Here is a 17,511-nt window from a genome sequence, read left to right on the forward strand (position 1 = left end):
GGCGGTGAACCCATGAATTTAAAACCAGAAGAAATAAGTGCTATAATAAAAGAGCAAATAAAGAATTACGAAAATAAAGTAGAGTTAACAGATACAGGAAGTGTTTTAAAAGTTGGGGACGGTATAGCTAGTGTTTACGGATTAGAAAAAGCTATGGCTGGTGAGTTATTAGAGTTCCCAGGTAAAGTATACGGAATGGCTCTTAACCTTGAAGAAGAAATGGTTGGGGCAGTTATGCTAGGAGATGACTCTGGAATAAAAGAAGGAGACATCGTAAAAAGAACTGGTAACATAGTTCAAGTTCCAGTTGGAGACGAAATGATAGGTAGAGTTGTAAACTCATTAGGTCAACCAGTTGATGGAAAAGGACCTATAAATGCAACTAAATTCAGACCAGTTGAATCTGAAGCTACAGGAATAATGGCTAGAAAATCTGTTCATGAGCCATTACAAACAGGTATAAAAGCTATAGATGCCATGATACCAATAGGTAAAGGGCAAAGAGAGCTTGTTATCGGAGATAGACAAACAGGTAAAACATCTATATGTGTAGATACAATACTTAACCAAAAAGGTAAAGATGTTATATGTATATATGTTGCAATAGGACAAAAACGTTCTACTGTTTCTCAAGTTGTTAGTACATTAGAAAAAGGTGGAGCAATGGATTATACAATAGTAGTTTCTGCTACTGCATCTGAATCTGCACCACTTCAATTCTTAGCTCCATATGCAGGTGTTGCTATGGGTGAAGAATTCATGTTCAATGGAAAACATGTATTAATAGTATATGATGACTTAACTAAGCATGCCGTTGCATACAGAGAAATGTCATTATTACTTAAGAGACCACCAGGTCGTGAAGCGTACCCAGGAGACGTATTCTACCTACATTCAAGATTACTTGAAAGAGCAGCTAAGTTATCTGATGAATTAGGAGCAGGATCAATAACTGCATTACCTATAATAGAAACTCAAGGTGGAGACGTTTCTGCTTATATACCAACTAACGTTATATCTATAACAGACGGACAAATATACCTTGTACCAGAATTATTCTACGCAGGAATAAGACCTGCAGTTGACCCTGGTATATCAGTTTCAAGGGTTGGAGGATCTGCACAAATAAAATCAATGAAAAAAGTTGCAGGACCATTAAAACTTCTTTACTCACAATATAAAGAACTTGCTGCATTCTCTCAATTTGGATCTGACTTAGATGAAGATACTAAGAAGAGACTTGCTCAAGGGGAAAGAATAGTTGAGGTTCTTAAACAAGGAGAACATCAACCAATGGAAGTTTCAAATCAAGTTGTAATGGTATTTGCAGTTACAAATAACTTATTAGCAGATATACCTGTAAATAACATAAAGAGATTTGAAGCAGAATTATTAGAATTTATAGATGCTAATTATCCACAAATAGGAGAAAAAATTCTTGCAAATGAAGATTTTGCTCAAGAATTAACGAACGCTATAAACGATTTCAAAAAGAAATTTGTTATAGAAGCGTAATCCTTTTTAAAAAAAGGAGGTAACTCAATTGGCAGGAGCTGGAATGAAGGAAATTAAAACTCGTATTGCCAGTGTTGAAAATACGAAACAAATAACTAAAGCAATGGAATTAGTTTCTTCTTCTAAATTTAGAAGAGCTAAGGAAAAAGCTGAAAGTTCTAAAGCGTATTTTAACACTTTAAAAGAAGCTGTAGAGAATATAGCTAAGAGTACGAGCGGAGTTAAAAGTGAATTTCTTAAACAAAGAGAAGTTAAAAATAGATGTTATGTAGTAATAGCAGGAGATAGAGGTCTTGCAGGTGGATACAACGCAAATGTATTTAAAGCATTAGCGGCTGAAACTCAAGGTTCTAAAAATATTAAAGTTGTTACTATAGGAAAAAAAGCAAAAGAATTTGTTAGCAAAAGAGACTTTGAAGTAATAGGATCAATACCTTCTGTTGAAAATGCTAGCTATGAAGATATAATGAATATATCAAAAACTGTAATGGATTCGTATCAAAACGGAGACATAGACGAAGTTAAATTAATATATACAGAGTTCGTTTCTGCATTAAGTCAAGAGCCAAGATTAGTTAAGCTTTTACCAATAAGTATAGAAGCTAACAAAGGTGAAGAGAAGAAGCAAAGTGGAGCGGCAGTTCAATACTTACCTTCTGCAGACGCTGTGCTTGGATTTATAGTTCCTAAGTATGTATCAGGAATGATATACGGAGGATTAGCTGAGTCTTACGCTTCAGAGCAAGCTGCAAGAAGAACAGCTATGGAATCAGCAACAGACAATGCAAATGAAATGATATCTAATTTAGAATTACAATACAATAGAGCAAGACAAGCTGCAGTTACTCAAGAAATATCTGAGATAGTTGCAGGAGCTTCTTCAGCTCAATAAATAAGGAGGTTAGGACATGGCAAACATAGGTAAAATAGTTCAGGTTATCGGGCCAGTTGTTGACGTAAAGTTCAATGATGAAAAAAGCTTACCTAATCTATTAAATGCATTAGAGATAAAGCACGGAGATAAAAAAATAGTTGTAGAGGTTGCACAACATGTTGGTGATGATACTGTAAGATGTATATCAATGAGTTCAACTGATGGACTAGTAAGAGGTATGGAAGTTGTTGATACAGGAGCTGCTATAAGTGTTCCTGTAGGAGAAGAAACTTTAGGAAGAATATTCAATGTATTAGGTGAGCCAGTTGATGGTAAAGAAGCTCCAAAAGATGCTCCTAAAAACCCTATACATAGAGAAGCACCAGCATTCGATGAATTAAACCCAGGAGCTGAGATATTAGAGACTGGTATAAAAGTTGTTGACTTACTAGCACCATACTTAAAAGGTGGTAAGATAGGTCTATTCGGAGGGGCTGGAGTTGGTAAAACAGTTCTTATACAAGAGCTTATCAACAATATAGCTACTCAACACGGTGGTATATCAGTATTCGCAGGTGTTGGAGAGAGAACAAGAGAAGGTAACGACTTATTCCATGAGATGAGCGATACAGGAGTTATAAATAAAACAGCTCTAGTATTCGGACAAATGAATGAGCCACCTGGAGCAAGAATGAGAGTTGCTTTAACTGGTCTTACAATGGCTGAATACTTCAGAGATCAACAAGGACAAGACGTTTTATTATTCGTAGATAATATATTCCGTTTCACTCAAGCAGGATCTGAGGTTTCTGCACTTCTTGGACGTACTCCATCAGCAGTTGGATACCAACCAACATTAGCAACAGAGATGGGTAGATTACAAGAGAGAATAACATCTACAAATAAAGGGTCTATAACATCAGTTCAGGCTGTATATGTACCTGCCGATGACTTAACTGACCCAGCACCAGCTACAACATTCACTCACTTAGATGCTAAAACAGTTTTATCTAGACAAAAAGCTTCTCTAGGTATATTCCCAGCTGTTGACCCATTAGAGTCTACATCTAGAGTTCTTGACCCAGCTATAGTTGGTAAAGAACATTACGAGATAGCAGTATCAGTTCAATCTATACTTCAAAAGTATAAAGAACTTCAAGATATAATAGCTATACTTGGTATGGATGAATTATCTGATGAAGATAAGATAACTGTTAACAGAGCTAGAAAGATAGAGAGATTCTTATCTCAACCATTCTTCGTTGGTGAGCAGTTCACAGGAATACCAGGTAAATATGTACCTGTTAAAGAAACTGTAAGAAGTTTCAAAGAAATATTAGAAGGTAAGCATGATAACTTACCAGAATCAGCTTTCTTATTCGTAGGAAGTATAGAAGAGGCAGTTGAAAAAGCGAAGGAGAGTAGATAATAATGGCAAGCGAATTTGCGGTTAAAATTGTTACTCCTGAAAAAGTCTTCTATGAAGGTCAAACAGAGATGATAATAGTGAGAACTACTGAAGGAGATAGAGGTATATTAAAAAACCACAGACCTTTAGTTGCAGGATTATCAGATGGAACTCTACGTCTAAAAAGAGAAGGTAAATTTAAAGAAGCAAAAATATCTGGAGGATTCGTTCAAGTTGAAAAAGAGCAAGCTGTTATTTTAACTGAATCTGCAGAATGGTTATAGAAAAAAGGCTAGAGTTTAACTCTAGCCTTTTTATTTTTTTATAACTAAGTAAATTTGTAACCACTATTCACTTAAATTTAAATACTTGTGGAACTATTAAAATAAATTTCTCTATAGTAATATAAAAATAGATTTGTAAATAAAATTTAGTATAAACAATTGAATAGATTTGAATTTAAGTCACAAAATAGTAATATATACATAAATTTGGAGGTATCCATGAATATATTGGGTATAGGTATAGATATAGTAGAAATAGAAAGAATAGAAAACATATTAAAAAATAAAAAAAGATTTTTAAATAAAATATTCACTGATGAAGAGATAAAGTATTTTGAATCAAAAAATTTTAGATCTGAAACTATAGCTGGAAATTTCTCTGCAAAAGAAGCCATAAGTAAAGCTTTTGGAACAGGCATTAAAAATTTTAATTTTGATGACATAGAGGTTTTAAGAGATAAAAATGGAAAGCCTATAGTTAAAACTTATAATAATTTAAGACAAATGTGCATAGATTATAATGTTTTAGAAATACAAGTATCTATATCTCATAGTGAAAATTATGCTGTAGCTAATGCTATGGTAATAGTTAAGGAGTGATAAGATGAAAACTAAAAAAGCGAAAGATATAATGACTACTAATGTAAAGGTAGCAAGAGAAACTGATAATATACAGGATATAGCTAACATTCTTATAACTGAGAAAATAGGTGGAGTACCTGTAGTGGATAAAGATAATAAAGTTGTAGGTATTATCTCAGAAACAGATATAATGAAAAAAGAAAAATACGTAGATCCTCCAGAGTACATAACATTTTTACAAGGGTTAATATGTATTAATGATTTTAAAAAGATAGAACATGATATAAAAGATATAGCAGCTACTAAAGTCAAAGACTTAATGTCTAAAGATGTAATAAAAGTTTATGAGAATGATACATTTGATGATATTGCAAACATAATGATAAAAAAATCAGTAAACAGAGTTCCTGTAGTTGATGAAAATGACAAAATAAAAGGAATAATTTGTAGATACGATATAATAAAATCTATGTATGAAGAATAGGTTTTAAATTAGGAGGTATTGTGTGAAACGCAAGTGGACGTTATTTTTGATTTTAGTTATAAGCTTTACGACTATATTTATAGGTTGTGAAAAAAGCAAGTCCACAAAAGAAGAGGTATACAAAAACTTTCAAAATGACATATCGAAGATGAAGTACTATAAGTGTAAAGCAGATATAGAAGTTATAGGAAATAAAAAATCTCATAAATACTCTTTTTTGCATGAATATAATGGTCCTGGCAACTTTAAATTAGTTGCCTTACAACCTGAGCATCTTAAGGGTAAGACTATAGAATACAAACAAGATAAGATAATTGTAACTAACCCAGAGGTAGAAGATAAATTGATTTTACCTAATGTAGGAAAAGATAGTCAGCATTTATTTGTTGGAGATTTTGTGGAGAATTATCTACAAGGGGAAGATGTAGAGATTGGAATGAAAAATGGGTATTTAATGCTTACAGTATCAATACCTGGGAACACTAAATATTTCAACAAGCAGATACTTTATATAGACTCAAAAGAAAATTATCCTGCTAAATTAGAAATATTAGATCAGGAAGGGAATACCAGATTTATAGTCAATTATTCTGATTTTAAGTACAAGAAATAGCAAGGAGATAGACAATGAAGATAAATATAACAGCTCCTACATGGGCGGAGATAAATCTAGATAATATAAGTAATAATTTAAAAAATATAAAAAAAATATTAAAAGAAGATACTAAAATTTGTGGAGTGGTTAAGGCTAATGCATATAGTCATGGGGCAGTGCATATATCAAAGTTTTTAGAAAGAGAAAATGTAGATTATTTAGCAGTATCTAGGCTTGAAGAAGGTCTAGAACTTAGACAAAATGATATAGGATTACCTATATTATGTTTAGGATATATACCAAATCAATCTTTAGAAGAAGCTATAATTAATGACATCAGTTTAACTATATTTTCATATGAAACTGCATTTTTAGCAAATAAAATCGCAAAAAAACATAACAAAAAAGCTAAAATTCATATAAAAATAGATACAGGAATGAGTAGGATAGGATTTCAAGTAAATGATGAATCTATAACTGAAATAATTAGAATTAATCAACTTGAAAATATTTTTATAGAGGGCATATATACACATTTTGCTACAGCTGATGAAAGAAATAAAGAATACACTTATGGTCAAGTTTATAAATTTAACTTAGTAATTGAAAAATTGCAATCTGCAGACATTGATATTCCTATAAAACATGTTTCTAATAGTGCAGCAACTATGGAATGTAAAGATTTAAATTTTAATATGGTTAGATGTGGAATTATACTTTATGGACATTATCCTTCTGATGAGGTGAATAAAGATATAATTGATTTAAAACCTGCTATGACATTGAAAACTAGAGTTTCTCATATAAAGGAAGTAGATGAGAATATAGGTATAAGTTATGGTCTTAAATATGTAACTAAATCTAAAGAAAGAATAGTTACGGTACCTATTGGATATGCTGATGGATTTACAAGAATGCAAAAAAATCCTAAGGCTTATATACAAGGATTAGAGTTTGATGTTGTAGGAACTATATGTATGGATCAATGTATGATAAAAATAGATAAAGATATAGACATAAAAATTGACGATGAGGTTATAATATTTTCTGAGAGCGAAAATCAGAGTGTAGAAAAAATAGCTAAAGACTTAGGAACAATAAATTATGAAGTCTTATGTATGATTTCTAGACGAGTTGAACGTGTTTATATGGAAAGAAATGCAATTGTACAAAAAGATAATTATTTGGTAAAATAAAGATTATAGTATTACCCCCTAGGAGGCGATTTTGTGCACAATATGAGCAAAGAGAAAATTGTGTTTACTCTACCTGACTCTTTGATTTCTGAAGTTGATCATATAGTACAGATAGAGAACTCTAACAGAGAAGATTTTGCAAAAGCTGCTTTTCAATTCTACATTACACAAAAGAAAAAATTTGACTTAAAAGAATCCATGATCAAGGGTTATAAAGAAATGGGTCAAATAAATTTAACTTTAGCCGAGCTAGGAATGACAAATGAGGTATCTTCTGATGATAACCTTGAAGGGACTATAGCTCAAGGTGAGTTCTAACAATTTAGATATAAAACGCGGACATTTATTTTATGCCGATTTAAGCCCTGTAGTTGGATCTGAACAAGGTGGAATAAGACCAGTTCTAATCATTCAAAATGATATAGGAAACAAGTACAGTCCAACTGTTATTGTTGCGGCAATAACTTCGCAAATTAACAAGGCTAAATTACCAACTCATATTGAAATTAGTTCGAATGAGTATGGGCTTAATAAAGATTCCGTTATTCTCTTAGAGCAAATAAGAACTATAGATAAAAAGCGTTTAAGAGAAAAAATAGGTTATCTAGATGAATGTATGATGGAAAAAGTGAATAATAGTCTGCTTATAAGTTTGGGATTATTTCAAATTTAATTTAAATTATTGGTGTATTGAAAGAGTATATCAATAATTTTTTTTGGATTTTTAAGCAAAAAAAACGCAAAAAGTGATATAATAATATGGAATTAGTATGGTACAATTGCAAAGTACATAATATAGAGTCAGTAGTTTTACTCACAAAACAAGGAGGTAATTACATGAGAGACCATAAAGTATTAAATGGAATTGCACGTAATATAAGAAGAGATATAGTTACCATGATACATAGTTCTAAATCTGGACATCCAGGAGGATCATTATCTGCAGTTGAAATATTAACATCACTTTATTTTGATGAAATGAATGTAGATTCTAGAAATCCAAAGATGGAAGATAGAGATAGATTTGTACTATCAAAAGGACACGCAGCTCCAGTTTTATATTCTACATTAGCTGAGAAGGGTTATTTTGATAAAGCAGAATTAAACTCATTAAGAAAAATAGGAGCAATGTTACAAGGTCATCCAGATATGAAGGGAATACCAGGAGTTGAAATGTCAACAGGTTCTTTAGGACAAGGTTTTTCAGTAGCATGTGGTATGGCAATGGCATCTAAATTAGATAATGCGCCATGGAGAGTATACACATTACTTGGGGATGGAGAAATACAAGAAGGTATAGTTTGGGAAGCAGCAATGAGTGCAGCTCACTATAAATTAGATAATTTAGTAGCATTTTTAGATTACAATGGATTACAAATTGACGGAGAAGTTGAAAAAGTTATGAATGTAGGTCCTGCAATGGATAAATTCAAAAGCTTTGGATGGAACGTTATTGAAATAGATGGACATGATTTTGATCAAATATTCGCAGCTCTTGATATGGCTAAAGAAACAGTAGGGAAACCTACAATGATAATAGCTAAAACTGTTAAGGGTAAAGGTGTTTCTTTTATGGAAAATAATGCTGGATGGCATGGAACAGCACCTAGTGATAGCGATTTAGAAAAAGCATTACAAGAATTAGGAGGTTCGGATAATGAGTAGTATAGCAACTAGAGAAGCATATGGAAAAGCCTTAGTTAAATTAGGTCAAGTAAATGATAATGTGGTTGTTTTAGATGCAGATTTATCTAAATCTACAAAAACAAATGACTTTTCAAAAGCATTCCCTGATAGATTTTTCAATATGGGGATAGCGGAACAAAACTTAATAGGTGCAGCTTGTGGATTAGCAGCAGCAGGTAAAATACCTTTTGCAAGTAGTTTTGCTATGTTTGCAACAGGAAGAGGATTTGAAATAATAAGAAACTCTGCATGTTATCCTAAGTTAAATGTAAAAGTATGTGCTACACATGCAGGTATAACTGTAGGAGAAGATGGAGCATCTCACCAAAGTGTAGAAGATATAGCTATAATGAGATCAATACCTAATATGACTGTTATCGTTCCAGCTGATGGAGTTGAAACAGAACAAGTTATATTTGAAATTGCTAAATACAATGGACCGGTATATGTTAGACTTGGAAGATCTGCAGTTCCAACTTTATTTGATGAGAACTACAAGTTTGAAATTGGTAAAGGGGTAGTAGTAAGAGAAGGTAATGACGCTACTATAATAGCTTGCGGAATAATGGTTAATGAAGCTGTAATAGCACATGAGCAATTAAAAGAAGAAGGTATAAATGTTAGAGTTATAAATATGCCTACTATAAAGCCAATAGATAAAGAAATAATATTAAATGCAGCTAAAGAAACTAAAGTAATAGTTACAGCTGAGGAACATAATATAATTGGTGGACTAGGATCTGCAGTTAGTGAAGTTGTTAGTGAAGAGTGCCCAGTTATAGTTAAAAAAGTTGGTGTTAATGATGTATTTGGACAATCAGGAACACCGAAAGAATTATTAGAAGCTTATGGATTAACTTCTAAGGAAATAGTTAAGAGTGTAAAAGAAGCTATAGCTAAAAAATAAATTTATGATTATTTAGCCGCAAATATTAGGTATTATATCTAATATTTGCGGCTTTTTATTTTTCAAAAATCTTCTATTATTAAAAACAAGCTCATATATTTATATGGGGGTGATTAATTGAAAGTTAAATTTAATATTAGGGGCGTAATCTATGGAATGATAGTTTTGATTCTACTATTAGGAGGTTTTGTATTTGTGCCAAAAATGTTTATGGATGAGTCAAAACCTGTAGATTATATAATGCTTCAAAAAAATGAAATTCCAGAAAAGATTCTTGATATGATGGGTAAATATACAGATGAAGAAAGAGCTCTAGCTGTTAAACTAGATGGCAAAATATATGTAGTTGTAACTAGAGGTAAAGATGCAAATAAGGGAATAGAGATGAACTCTATAAAAATGTTTAAAGAAGAAGATAAAAATGTAATGAAAGTTGAAGTTGTACATAAAAATAAAGAGGAATCACATCCTTACATAGTAGTAGAGACTAACTTAAAAGAACTACCAGATAGAATTGAACTGAATTCAAAGGTAGAAAAATAAAAAAAAGTTATAAATAATTAGGCTAAACTAATTATTTATAACTTTTTTTATGTTTAAAAAGTTTTATGCGCAAACTAAATTTTATATTTTATAGATGTGGATTAAAAATATTAGTTTGAAGAATATTGTTTATAAGTAAAGTACATTATTTATGTTATATAGGTAAAACTAAATGTAAAAATAAATGCTATGAGGTGAATGGATGTTTAATTCGGATAAGTTTAAATTAGATATTGAGAAATTGAAATGTACTTGTGATTTAGATAATATAGAATTCAAATCTACAGAAGATATAGAACCAGTTAGGGATATAATTGGTCAAGATAGAGCTGTTAAAGCTATAGAATTTGGTCTTAATATGAAACAAAAAGGTTATAACATTTATGTTGCAGGAAGTAGTGGCACAGGAAGAAATAGCTATACGAATATGCTTATAAGTAAAGTTAAGAAAAATAATAAAAATATAAAAGATTGGGCATATGTTTATAATTTTAAGAATAATAACGAACCAATAGCTTTATCTTTTGAATGTGGACAAGGTAAGTTATTTAAAAAAGATATGGAAGATATTATTGAAAAGTTAAAAGTAGAGATACCTAAGATTTTTAGTACTAAGGAATATGAATATCATAATAGATTATTGATGACAGAACTTGAAAGTAATATTCAATATATAATAGATAAGCTAAATGGAATTGCAAAACCTAGAGGATTTAAATTTGAAGTAACAGAAAGAGGGTTGATAAGTGTCCCCATAAACTCAGATGGTGATATGCTGGAAGAAGCAGAAATTGGGAACTTAACACCTCAAGAGATAAAAGATTTAAGAGAAGAGGGCTTAAAGTTAAATCAAGATAGTAAAGAATATATTAATGAAATAAAGTTATGTGAAGATCAATATAAAGAGAAACTTGATGAATTAGATAAAAATGTAGGTAAAAGCTTGGTTGGATTCTATGAGAGATATTTACTAGAAAGATATGGAGAATGTAAAAAAGTTAAAGAGTATATAAATGATTTATGCGATGATATTGTGCAAAATATAAGTAAATTTAAGACTTCAGGAGAAGAAAATAATCAAAATCCAATGGCATTATTAGGTTTAATGGGGCCTAAAAGTGATGCTAAGTTTTTTATTAGATATGGAGTTAATTTACTAATTGATAATAGCGAGTGTACGGAAGGCAAGGTTATAAATGAGAACAATCCTACATATTACAATTTGGCAGGATCGATAGACTATAAAAATGAAATAGGATCATTAACTACTAGTTTTATGGAAATAAAGCCAGGATCATTACACAAGGCTAATGGAGGATTTATAATAATAAATGCTAAAGATTTATTATCAAGTCCTTTTTCATGGGAATGTCTAAAAAGATCACTTAAGACAGGTAAAATATCAATAGAATCTCTAAATAAGCAGTATGGATACTTAGTTACATCTAATTTGAAACCAGAACCTATTGATTTAGATATAAAGGTGATTTTAATAGGAGACAATTATATTTATAATATATTGTACTCTTATGAGGAAGATTTTAGAAATTTATTTAAAATAATGGCTGACTTTGATGTTGAAATTAATAAAAATAATGAAAATATATATAAAATTATTAAGCTTATATCAAATCAATGTAAAGAATATAATTTAAAACATTTTGATAGAGGAGCGATAGAAAGAGTTTTACAATACAGTGTAAGGCTTAGTGACGATAAAGAAAAATTGACAGCTAAATTTAATAAAATTGTAGATTTGATTTTTGAATCTGAAGCTCTTAGTAAAGAAGATTCAAAATATGTAACTAAATCAGATGTAGAGAAGGCTATTAATCAAAAAAGATATAGAAATAATAAATATGAAGAAAAGTTAAATGAAATGTTTGAAGATGGAACCTTATTAATAGACATAGATGGAGAAAAAGTTGGTCAAATAAATGGACTAGCTGTAATGGGAACAGGTGAATATAGTTTCGGAAAGCCTTCTAAAATAACTGCATCAACATATAAAGGTAGAAGTGGGATTATAAATATAGAAAGAGAAATAAAGCAAAGTGGAAGTATACATGATAAAGGAGTTTTAATATTAACTGGATACCTAGGAGAAAGATATGGTAAGGAGAAACCTTTATCTATATCAACATCTATAACTTTTGAACAAAACTATTGTGGTGTAGATGGAGATAGTGCATCTAGTACTGAATTATATGCAGTAATATCTAGTATATCTAAAATACCAATTAAACAGAATATAGCAGTAACTGGATCTGTAAGCCAAAAGGGTGAAATTCAGCCTATAGGAGGAATAAATGAAAAAATAGAAGGATTTTTTGATGTTTGTAAGATAAAAGGATTAAATGGAAAACAAGGTGTAATGATGCCTATACAAAATGTTAAAAATTTAATGTTAAAAGATGAAGTTGTAGAAGCTGTAAAAAATGGGGAATTTAGCATATATGCAATATCTAATATAGAAGATGGACTAGGAATACTTACAGGACTTACTATAGAAGAAATAGATAAAAAAGTTATAGAACAATTAAATATATATAGAAAAAGTGATGATGATAAAAAAGATAAATAGTTATTAAATAGAGTAAAGATAATACTTTACTCTATTTAATATTTTTATTTTAAAATTCTTTCTTCTGTCACAATGTAATTTAGTTTAGCATCATGACTTTCTTTTGGTATAGAATCGAAAATTTGAAATTCAAAAGCTATGCCTATGGTTATACTATCAGGTCTTAGTTTTTCTATAAATCTATCGTAGAATCCACCTCCATAGCCTAATCTAAATTTATTTATATCAAAGGCAACTGCAGGTACTATTAAAACATCTATTGATTCAATATCTGTTACTCTTATAAATTCTTTTTTAGGCTCTCTTATGCCATAGGTTCCTATTGAAACTTCTGTATTTATATTTTTGATTTGTGAAGGTACAAGGGTTTTGTTTTCTTTTGCGGTAATAGGTACTAATACTTTTTTACCTAGAGAGATTAATGAGTTTACTAGGCTATCAGTTTTTACTTCGTTGTTAAAGTCTAAGTAAACCATTATAGTAGAGGCTTTTTTTACATCCTCTAACGACAAAATTATATCGGAAATTTTTTTAGATTTATAAATTATAGATTGAGTAGATTGTTTTTTTCTAAGCTCTATAACTTTTTTTCTAAAATCTTTTTTCAATTTAAATCACCTTTCTTTAATGTGGTATAATATGGTATAAAAACTTCCTAATAAGAAGTTTAGTATTAAAATATGATAACATCAACTGAAAGACATGCAGTAATAAAAATAATATGAAGGCATATAATAATAAAGTATATTATGTAAAAGGAGATGCATAAAATGATATCCAAAAAAAGGGCTATAATATACTCTATTATAATTGTAATCGCTACGGCATTAATAACATCTCAAGTAGTAGGTTTCAAGTATAAGGGGTATGATAAAATTGCTGGTTTAAAAAGAACGATAGATAAAGATTTTTATAAGGACCCTGATAATGAAAAATTGATGACAGGATCTATAAAAGGGATGTTTGAAAGCTTGGATGATCCATACTCACAATACTATACAAAAGAAGAGTTTGAGAAGCTACAAGAACAAACATCAGGTAGTTATGTAGGAATAGGGGTAGTTATAGGTCCAACATCTGATGATGAATTAATAACTGTTGTATCTCCTATAGAAGGATCTCCTGCTGAAAAAAGTGGAATAAAATCAGGAGATAAAATAATTAAAGTTAATGGAAAAGAAGTTACTTCTAAAGATATGGATAAGGCAATGAGTCTTATAAAAGGAAAAGCAGGAACAGATGTTAAGTTAACTATAAAAAGAGGTAGTGAAGTATTAGATATAAATGTTAAAAGAGAAGAAATAGTAATGAAAACTATAGATTCTAAAGTTTTAGAAAATGATATTGGATACATAAAAATTTCGTCATTTGATGAACATACTTATGATGACTTTAAAAAGGCTTTAAATAGTTTAAATAAAAAAGGTATAAAAGGTCTAGTGTTAGATTTACGAGATAATCCAGGAGGATTATTAAATATATGTGATGATATAGCAGATGAAATATTACCTGAGGGAGATACTATAGTGTCTGTTAAAGATAATAGTGGTAAAGCTAAGTATTTAAAATCTGACAATAATAGGGATTTAAATTTACCGATAGCTTTACTTATAAACGGAGGTAGTGCATCTGCATCTGAAATACTTACAGGAGCTATAGTTGATAATAATAGAGGAATAGCTATAGGGACAACTACATTTGGTAAAGGATTAGTTCAAACTGTAAGAGGTTTAAATGATGGAACAGGTTATAAACTTACTACAGCTCAGTATTATACTCCGAGTGGAGACTATATAAATAAAAAGGGTATAAAGCCTAAAATAGAAGAAAAAGATGAAAACAAGCAACTTCAAGTTGCTATAGATTGGATGAATAATCAAATAAATAAATAAAATTAAAAGGACTGAGGGAAATTAATTCACTTTAGATGAAATTAGATTGCCTCAGTCCTTTATTATTATAAATTATGAATTTATAGTTATTGAATAAGAAGCCTCGAAAGTTTTATTTGGAGATAATTGATTTATTCCTAATTTGTTTTTAAAAATTTTGTTAGAATCTAAACAGTCGGCTATTCCAAACCAAGGTTCTATACATACAAAAGGTGCTATTGTATTATCTTCTTTGTTATAAGGAGACCAAACTCCAACAAATGGGAAATTATCAAATTTTACATTTATAGATGTAGAACTATTTTTAGAGGATATACTAATTTCATCTACATTATCATATATTAGAGCGTCATTTTTAAAAATTTCTGGATATAATTTAATTGATTTTAAACTATCAACTTTTGATTTTTTATAAACAAAAGGCCCTTGCAATAAATAGTTAGATACTTCATCTCTAGTTTTAAAGTTTAAGTAGTAATTGTCAATAGTAGTATCTTTATCAAATGGAACATTAAAAGCTGGATGAGCGCCTATTGAAAAAAATATATCACTACAATCTGTATTTATAACTTTCCAGCAAACTTTAATTTCAGTTTCAGTGATTATGTATTTAATGAATAATTCAAAATCATAAGGATAGTACTTTTTAGTTTCGCCAGTAGAAGCTAATTTATATGTTAAAGAGTTTTGATCTTTTTCTATTAAATTAAAATCAAAATCTCGAGCAAATCCGTGTTGATTCATATTGTATGTTTTTTCATCTATAATAGTTTCGTTATCTTTTAGTCTTCCTACAATAGGAAATAGAATAGGAGAATGTCTTCCCCAAAACTTTTTATTTCCATTCCATAAAAACTCTTTATTAAGGGTTTTAGAGTATATTCGACTTAGTTCAGCCCCTGTATTTTTAACTTCAATAATTAAATCTTTATTTTCAAGTTTATTCATTTTAAAACTCCTTTATTTGATATACTTTTATTCACGCTTTCATTATATAATAAAAAATAACTAAATAAAAAATAAAATAAATAAAAAAAGTATTGACGAAAGATAAAAGAGGTGGTAAAGTATAACTTGTAGAAAAAAATGTAAGAACTTTGAAAATTAAACAGTAGGTTAATTATAAAAATTCTTTTTTAAGAATTAAACACAAACAACCAAGCCAGATATTCAGATAATGATTAGCTGAGCGATGGACAACTTTTTAAATTATATTTGAGAGTTTGATCCTGGCTCAGGATGAACGCTGGCGGCGTGCCTAACACATGCAAGTCGAGCGATCTCTTCGGAGAGAGCGGCGGACGGGTGAGTAACGCGTGGGTAACCTGCCCTGTACACACGGATAACATACCGAAAGGTATACTAATACGGGATAACATACGAAAGTCGCATGGCTTTTGTATCAAAGCTCCGGCGGTACAGGATGGACCCGCGTCTGATTAGCTAGTTGGTAAGGTAATGGCTTACCAAGGCAACGATCAGTAGCCGACCTGAGAGGGTGATCGGCCACACTGGAACTGAGACACGGTCCAGACTCCTACGGGAGGCAGCAGTGGGGAATATTGCACAATGGGCGAAAGCCTGATGCAGCAACGCCGCGTGAGCGATGAAGGCCTTCGGGTCGTAAAGCTCTGTCCTCAAGGAAGATAATGACGGTACTTGAGGAGGAAGCCCCGGCTAACTACGTGCCAGCAGCCGCGGTAATACGTAGGGGGCTAGCGTTATCCGGAATTACTGGGCGTAAAGGGTGCGTAGGTGGTTTTTTAAGTCAGAAGTGAAAGGCTACGGCTCAACCGTAGTAAGCTTTTGAAACTAGAGAACTTGAGTGCAGGAGAGGAGAGTAGAATTCCTAGTGTAGCGGTGAAATGCGTAGATATTAGGAGGAATACCAGTAGCGAAGGCGGCTCTCTGGACTGTAACTGACACTGAGGCACGAAAGCGTGGGGAGCAAACAGGATTAGATACCCTGGTAGTCCACGCCGTAAACGATGAGTACTAGGTGTCGGGGGTTACCCCCCTCGGTGCCGCAGCTAACGCATTAAGTACTCCGCCTGGGAAGTACGCTCGCAAGAGTGAAACTCAAAGGAATTGACGGGGACCCGCACAAGTAGCGGAGCATGTGGTTTAATTCGAAGCAACGCGAAGAACCTTACCTAAGCTTGACATCCCACTGACCTCTCCCTAATCGGAGATTTCCCTTCGGGGACAGTGGTGACAGGTGGTGCATGGTTGTCGTCAGCTCGTGTCGTGAGATGTTGGGTTAAGTCCCGCAACGAGCGCAACCCTTGCCTTTAGTTGCCAGCATTAAGTTGGGCACTCTAGAGGGACTGCCGAGGATAACTCGGAGGAAGGTGGGGATGACGTCAAATCATCATGCCCCTTATGCTTAGGGCTACACACGTGCTACAATGGGTGGTACAGAGGGTTGCCAAGCCGCGAGGTGGAGCTAATCCCTTAAAGCCATTCTCAGTTCGGATTGTAGGCTGAAACTCGCCTACATGAAGCTGGAGTTACTAGTAATCGCAGATCAGAATGCTGCGGTGAATGCGTTCCCGGGTCTTGTACACACCGCCCGTCACACCATGGAAGTTGGGGGCGCCCGAAGCCGGTTAGCTAACCTTTTAGGAAGCGGCCGTCGAAGGTGAAACCAATGACTGGGGTGAAGTCGTAACAAGGTAGCCGTATCGGAAGGTGCGGCTGGATCACCTCCTTTCTAAGGAGTAATTGCCTACTGTTTAATTTTGAGAGTTCTTAAAAACTTTCAAAAATATGTTTGACAAATTGTCAGAGATATGCTATTATATTTTGTGTCGAAAAAAGTCGAATGAAATATGGGGGTGTAGCTCAGCTGGGAGAGCACTTGCCTTGCACGCAAGGGGTCAGGAGTTCGATCCTCCTCATCTCCACCATATTAGTACTTTGAAAACTGCATAACATTTAGTGATGATTAAATAAACCAAT

Annotated in this window: 17 protein-coding genes, 1 tRNA gene and 1 rRNA gene; 17 read left to right on the forward strand and 2 right to left on the reverse strand. The window is 32.0% G+C overall.

The window, feature by feature from the left end:
• Nucleotides 1-12: 12 nt before the first annotated feature.
• The 14 genes from atpA to ACN6I1_RS00405 all read left to right on the forward strand — a co-directional run bounded on the left by atpA (nucleotide 13) and on the right by ACN6I1_RS00405 (nucleotide 12,658).
• Nucleotides 13-1,515, forward strand: a complete 1,503-nt coding sequence (gene atpA / locus ACN6I1_RS00340) for a F0F1 ATP synthase subunit alpha (protein ID WP_021434189.1) — start codon at nucleotides 13-15, stop codon at nucleotides 1,513-1,515.
• A 28-nt stretch (nucleotides 1,516-1,543) separates the two neighbouring features.
• Nucleotides 1,544-2,407, forward strand: coding sequence for an ATP synthase F1 subunit gamma (gene atpG / locus ACN6I1_RS00345; RefSeq protein ID WP_220795947.1), 864 nt, complete (start codon nucleotides 1,544-1,546; stop codon nucleotides 2,405-2,407).
• A 16-nt stretch (nucleotides 2,408-2,423) separates the two neighbouring features.
• Nucleotides 2,424-3,818, forward strand: coding sequence for a F0F1 ATP synthase subunit beta (gene atpD, locus ACN6I1_RS00350; RefSeq protein WP_021430421.1), 1,395 nt, complete (start codon nucleotides 2,424-2,426; stop codon nucleotides 3,816-3,818).
• 2 nt (nucleotides 3,819-3,820) lie between these two features.
• Nucleotides 3,821-4,081, forward strand: coding sequence for an ATP synthase F1 subunit epsilon (gene atpC / locus ACN6I1_RS00355; RefSeq protein ID WP_021430426.1), 261 nt, complete (start codon nucleotides 3,821-3,823; stop codon nucleotides 4,079-4,081).
• 219 nt (nucleotides 4,082-4,300) lie between these two features.
• On the forward strand, nucleotides 4,301-4,681 hold the full coding sequence (acpS, locus tag ACN6I1_RS00360; protein WP_025161275.1) for a holo-ACP synthase: 381 nt from the start codon (nucleotides 4,301-4,303) through the stop codon (nucleotides 4,679-4,681).
• A gap of 4 nt (nucleotides 4,682-4,685) precedes the next feature.
• The gene (locus tag ACN6I1_RS00365) at nucleotides 4,686-5,147 is read left to right on the forward strand and encodes a CBS domain-containing protein (protein WP_419742358.1); all 462 of its coding nucleotides are present in this window, start codon (nucleotides 4,686-4,688) and stop codon (nucleotides 5,145-5,147) included.
• A 22-nt stretch (nucleotides 5,148-5,169) separates the two neighbouring features.
• Nucleotides 5,170-5,760 (forward strand): germination lipoprotein GerS, encoded by a 591-nt coding sequence (gerS, locus tag ACN6I1_RS00370; RefSeq protein ID WP_021430359.1) that lies wholly within the window; start codon nucleotides 5,170-5,172, stop codon nucleotides 5,758-5,760.
• A 14-nt stretch (nucleotides 5,761-5,774) separates the two neighbouring features.
• The gene (gene alr, locus ACN6I1_RS00375; RefSeq protein WP_234249430.1) at nucleotides 5,775-6,938 is read left to right on the forward strand and encodes an alanine racemase; all 1,164 of its coding nucleotides are present in this window, start codon (nucleotides 5,775-5,777) and stop codon (nucleotides 6,936-6,938) included.
• Nucleotides 6,939-6,980: 42 nt separating this feature from the next.
• Entirely contained in the window at nucleotides 6,981-7,256 is a 276-nt protein-coding gene (locus tag ACN6I1_RS00380) for a hypothetical protein (RefSeq protein WP_035118413.1), read from the forward strand.
• Between the two features lie 10 nt (nucleotides 7,257-7,266).
• Nucleotides 7,267-7,611, forward strand: a complete 345-nt coding sequence (locus tag ACN6I1_RS00385; protein WP_370014220.1) for a type II toxin-antitoxin system PemK/MazF family toxin — start codon at nucleotides 7,267-7,269, stop codon at nucleotides 7,609-7,611.
• A gap of 164 nt (nucleotides 7,612-7,775) precedes the next feature.
• A complete protein-coding gene (locus tag ACN6I1_RS00390; RefSeq protein ID WP_021430364.1) occupies nucleotides 7,776-8,603 on the forward strand; it encodes a transketolase in 828 nt (275 codons plus the stop codon).
• Entirely contained in the window at nucleotides 8,596-9,531 is a 936-nt protein-coding gene (locus ACN6I1_RS00395) for a transketolase family protein (protein ID WP_195947999.1), read from the forward strand. The genes ACN6I1_RS00390 and ACN6I1_RS00395 overlap by 8 nt, the downstream gene beginning before the upstream one ends.
• A 117-nt stretch (nucleotides 9,532-9,648) precedes the next feature.
• On the forward strand, nucleotides 9,649-10,074 hold the full coding sequence (locus ACN6I1_RS00400; RefSeq protein ID WP_025161277.1) for a hypothetical protein: 426 nt from the start codon (nucleotides 9,649-9,651) through the stop codon (nucleotides 10,072-10,074).
• A 202-nt stretch (nucleotides 10,075-10,276) separates the two neighbouring features.
• Nucleotides 10,277-12,658: a Lon protease family protein gene (locus tag ACN6I1_RS00405; RefSeq protein WP_419742359.1), complete on the forward strand. Its 2,382-nt coding sequence runs from the start codon at nucleotides 10,277-10,279 to the stop codon at nucleotides 12,656-12,658.
• A 44-nt stretch (nucleotides 12,659-12,702) separates the two neighbouring features.
• On the opposite strand, the gene ACN6I1_RS00410 is transcribed toward ACN6I1_RS00405, so the two are convergent.
• The gene (locus tag ACN6I1_RS00410; RefSeq protein ID WP_419742360.1) at nucleotides 12,703-13,266 is read right to left on the reverse strand and encodes a 5-formyltetrahydrofolate cyclo-ligase; all 564 of its coding nucleotides are present in this window, start codon (nucleotides 13,264-13,266) and stop codon (nucleotides 12,703-12,705) included.
• A 162-nt stretch (nucleotides 13,267-13,428) separates the two neighbouring features.
• Here ACN6I1_RS00410 and ACN6I1_RS00415 point away from each other — a divergent pair, with 162 nt between their 5' ends.
• Nucleotides 13,429-14,550 (forward strand): S41 family peptidase, encoded by a 1,122-nt coding sequence (locus ACN6I1_RS00415; RefSeq protein ID WP_419742361.1) that lies wholly within the window; start codon nucleotides 13,429-13,431, stop codon nucleotides 14,548-14,550.
• A 72-nt stretch (nucleotides 14,551-14,622) separates the two neighbouring features.
• Here ACN6I1_RS00415 and ACN6I1_RS00420 read toward each other — a convergent pair whose 3' ends face one another.
• Nucleotides 14,623-15,498, reverse strand: a complete 876-nt coding sequence (locus tag ACN6I1_RS00420; protein ID WP_419742362.1) for an aldose 1-epimerase family protein — start codon at nucleotides 15,496-15,498, stop codon at nucleotides 14,623-14,625.
• Between the two features lie 263 nt (nucleotides 15,499-15,761).
• On the opposite strand from ACN6I1_RS00420, the gene ACN6I1_RS00425 reads away from it, so the two are divergent.
• Together ACN6I1_RS00425 and ACN6I1_RS00430 are read left to right on the forward strand one after the other, a co-directional pair.
• Nucleotides 15,762-17,263, forward strand: a 16S ribosomal RNA gene (locus tag ACN6I1_RS00425).
• A gap of 120 nt (nucleotides 17,264-17,383) precedes the next feature.
• Nucleotides 17,384-17,459 (forward strand) — tRNA-Ala (locus tag ACN6I1_RS00430).
• Nucleotides 17,460-17,511 lie beyond the last annotated feature (52 nt).

This window comes from Paraclostridium dentum, from assembly GCF_048568265.1.
GTDB classification, from domain to species: domain Bacteria; phylum Bacillota; class Clostridia; order Peptostreptococcales; family Peptostreptococcaceae; genus Paraclostridium; species Paraclostridium dentum.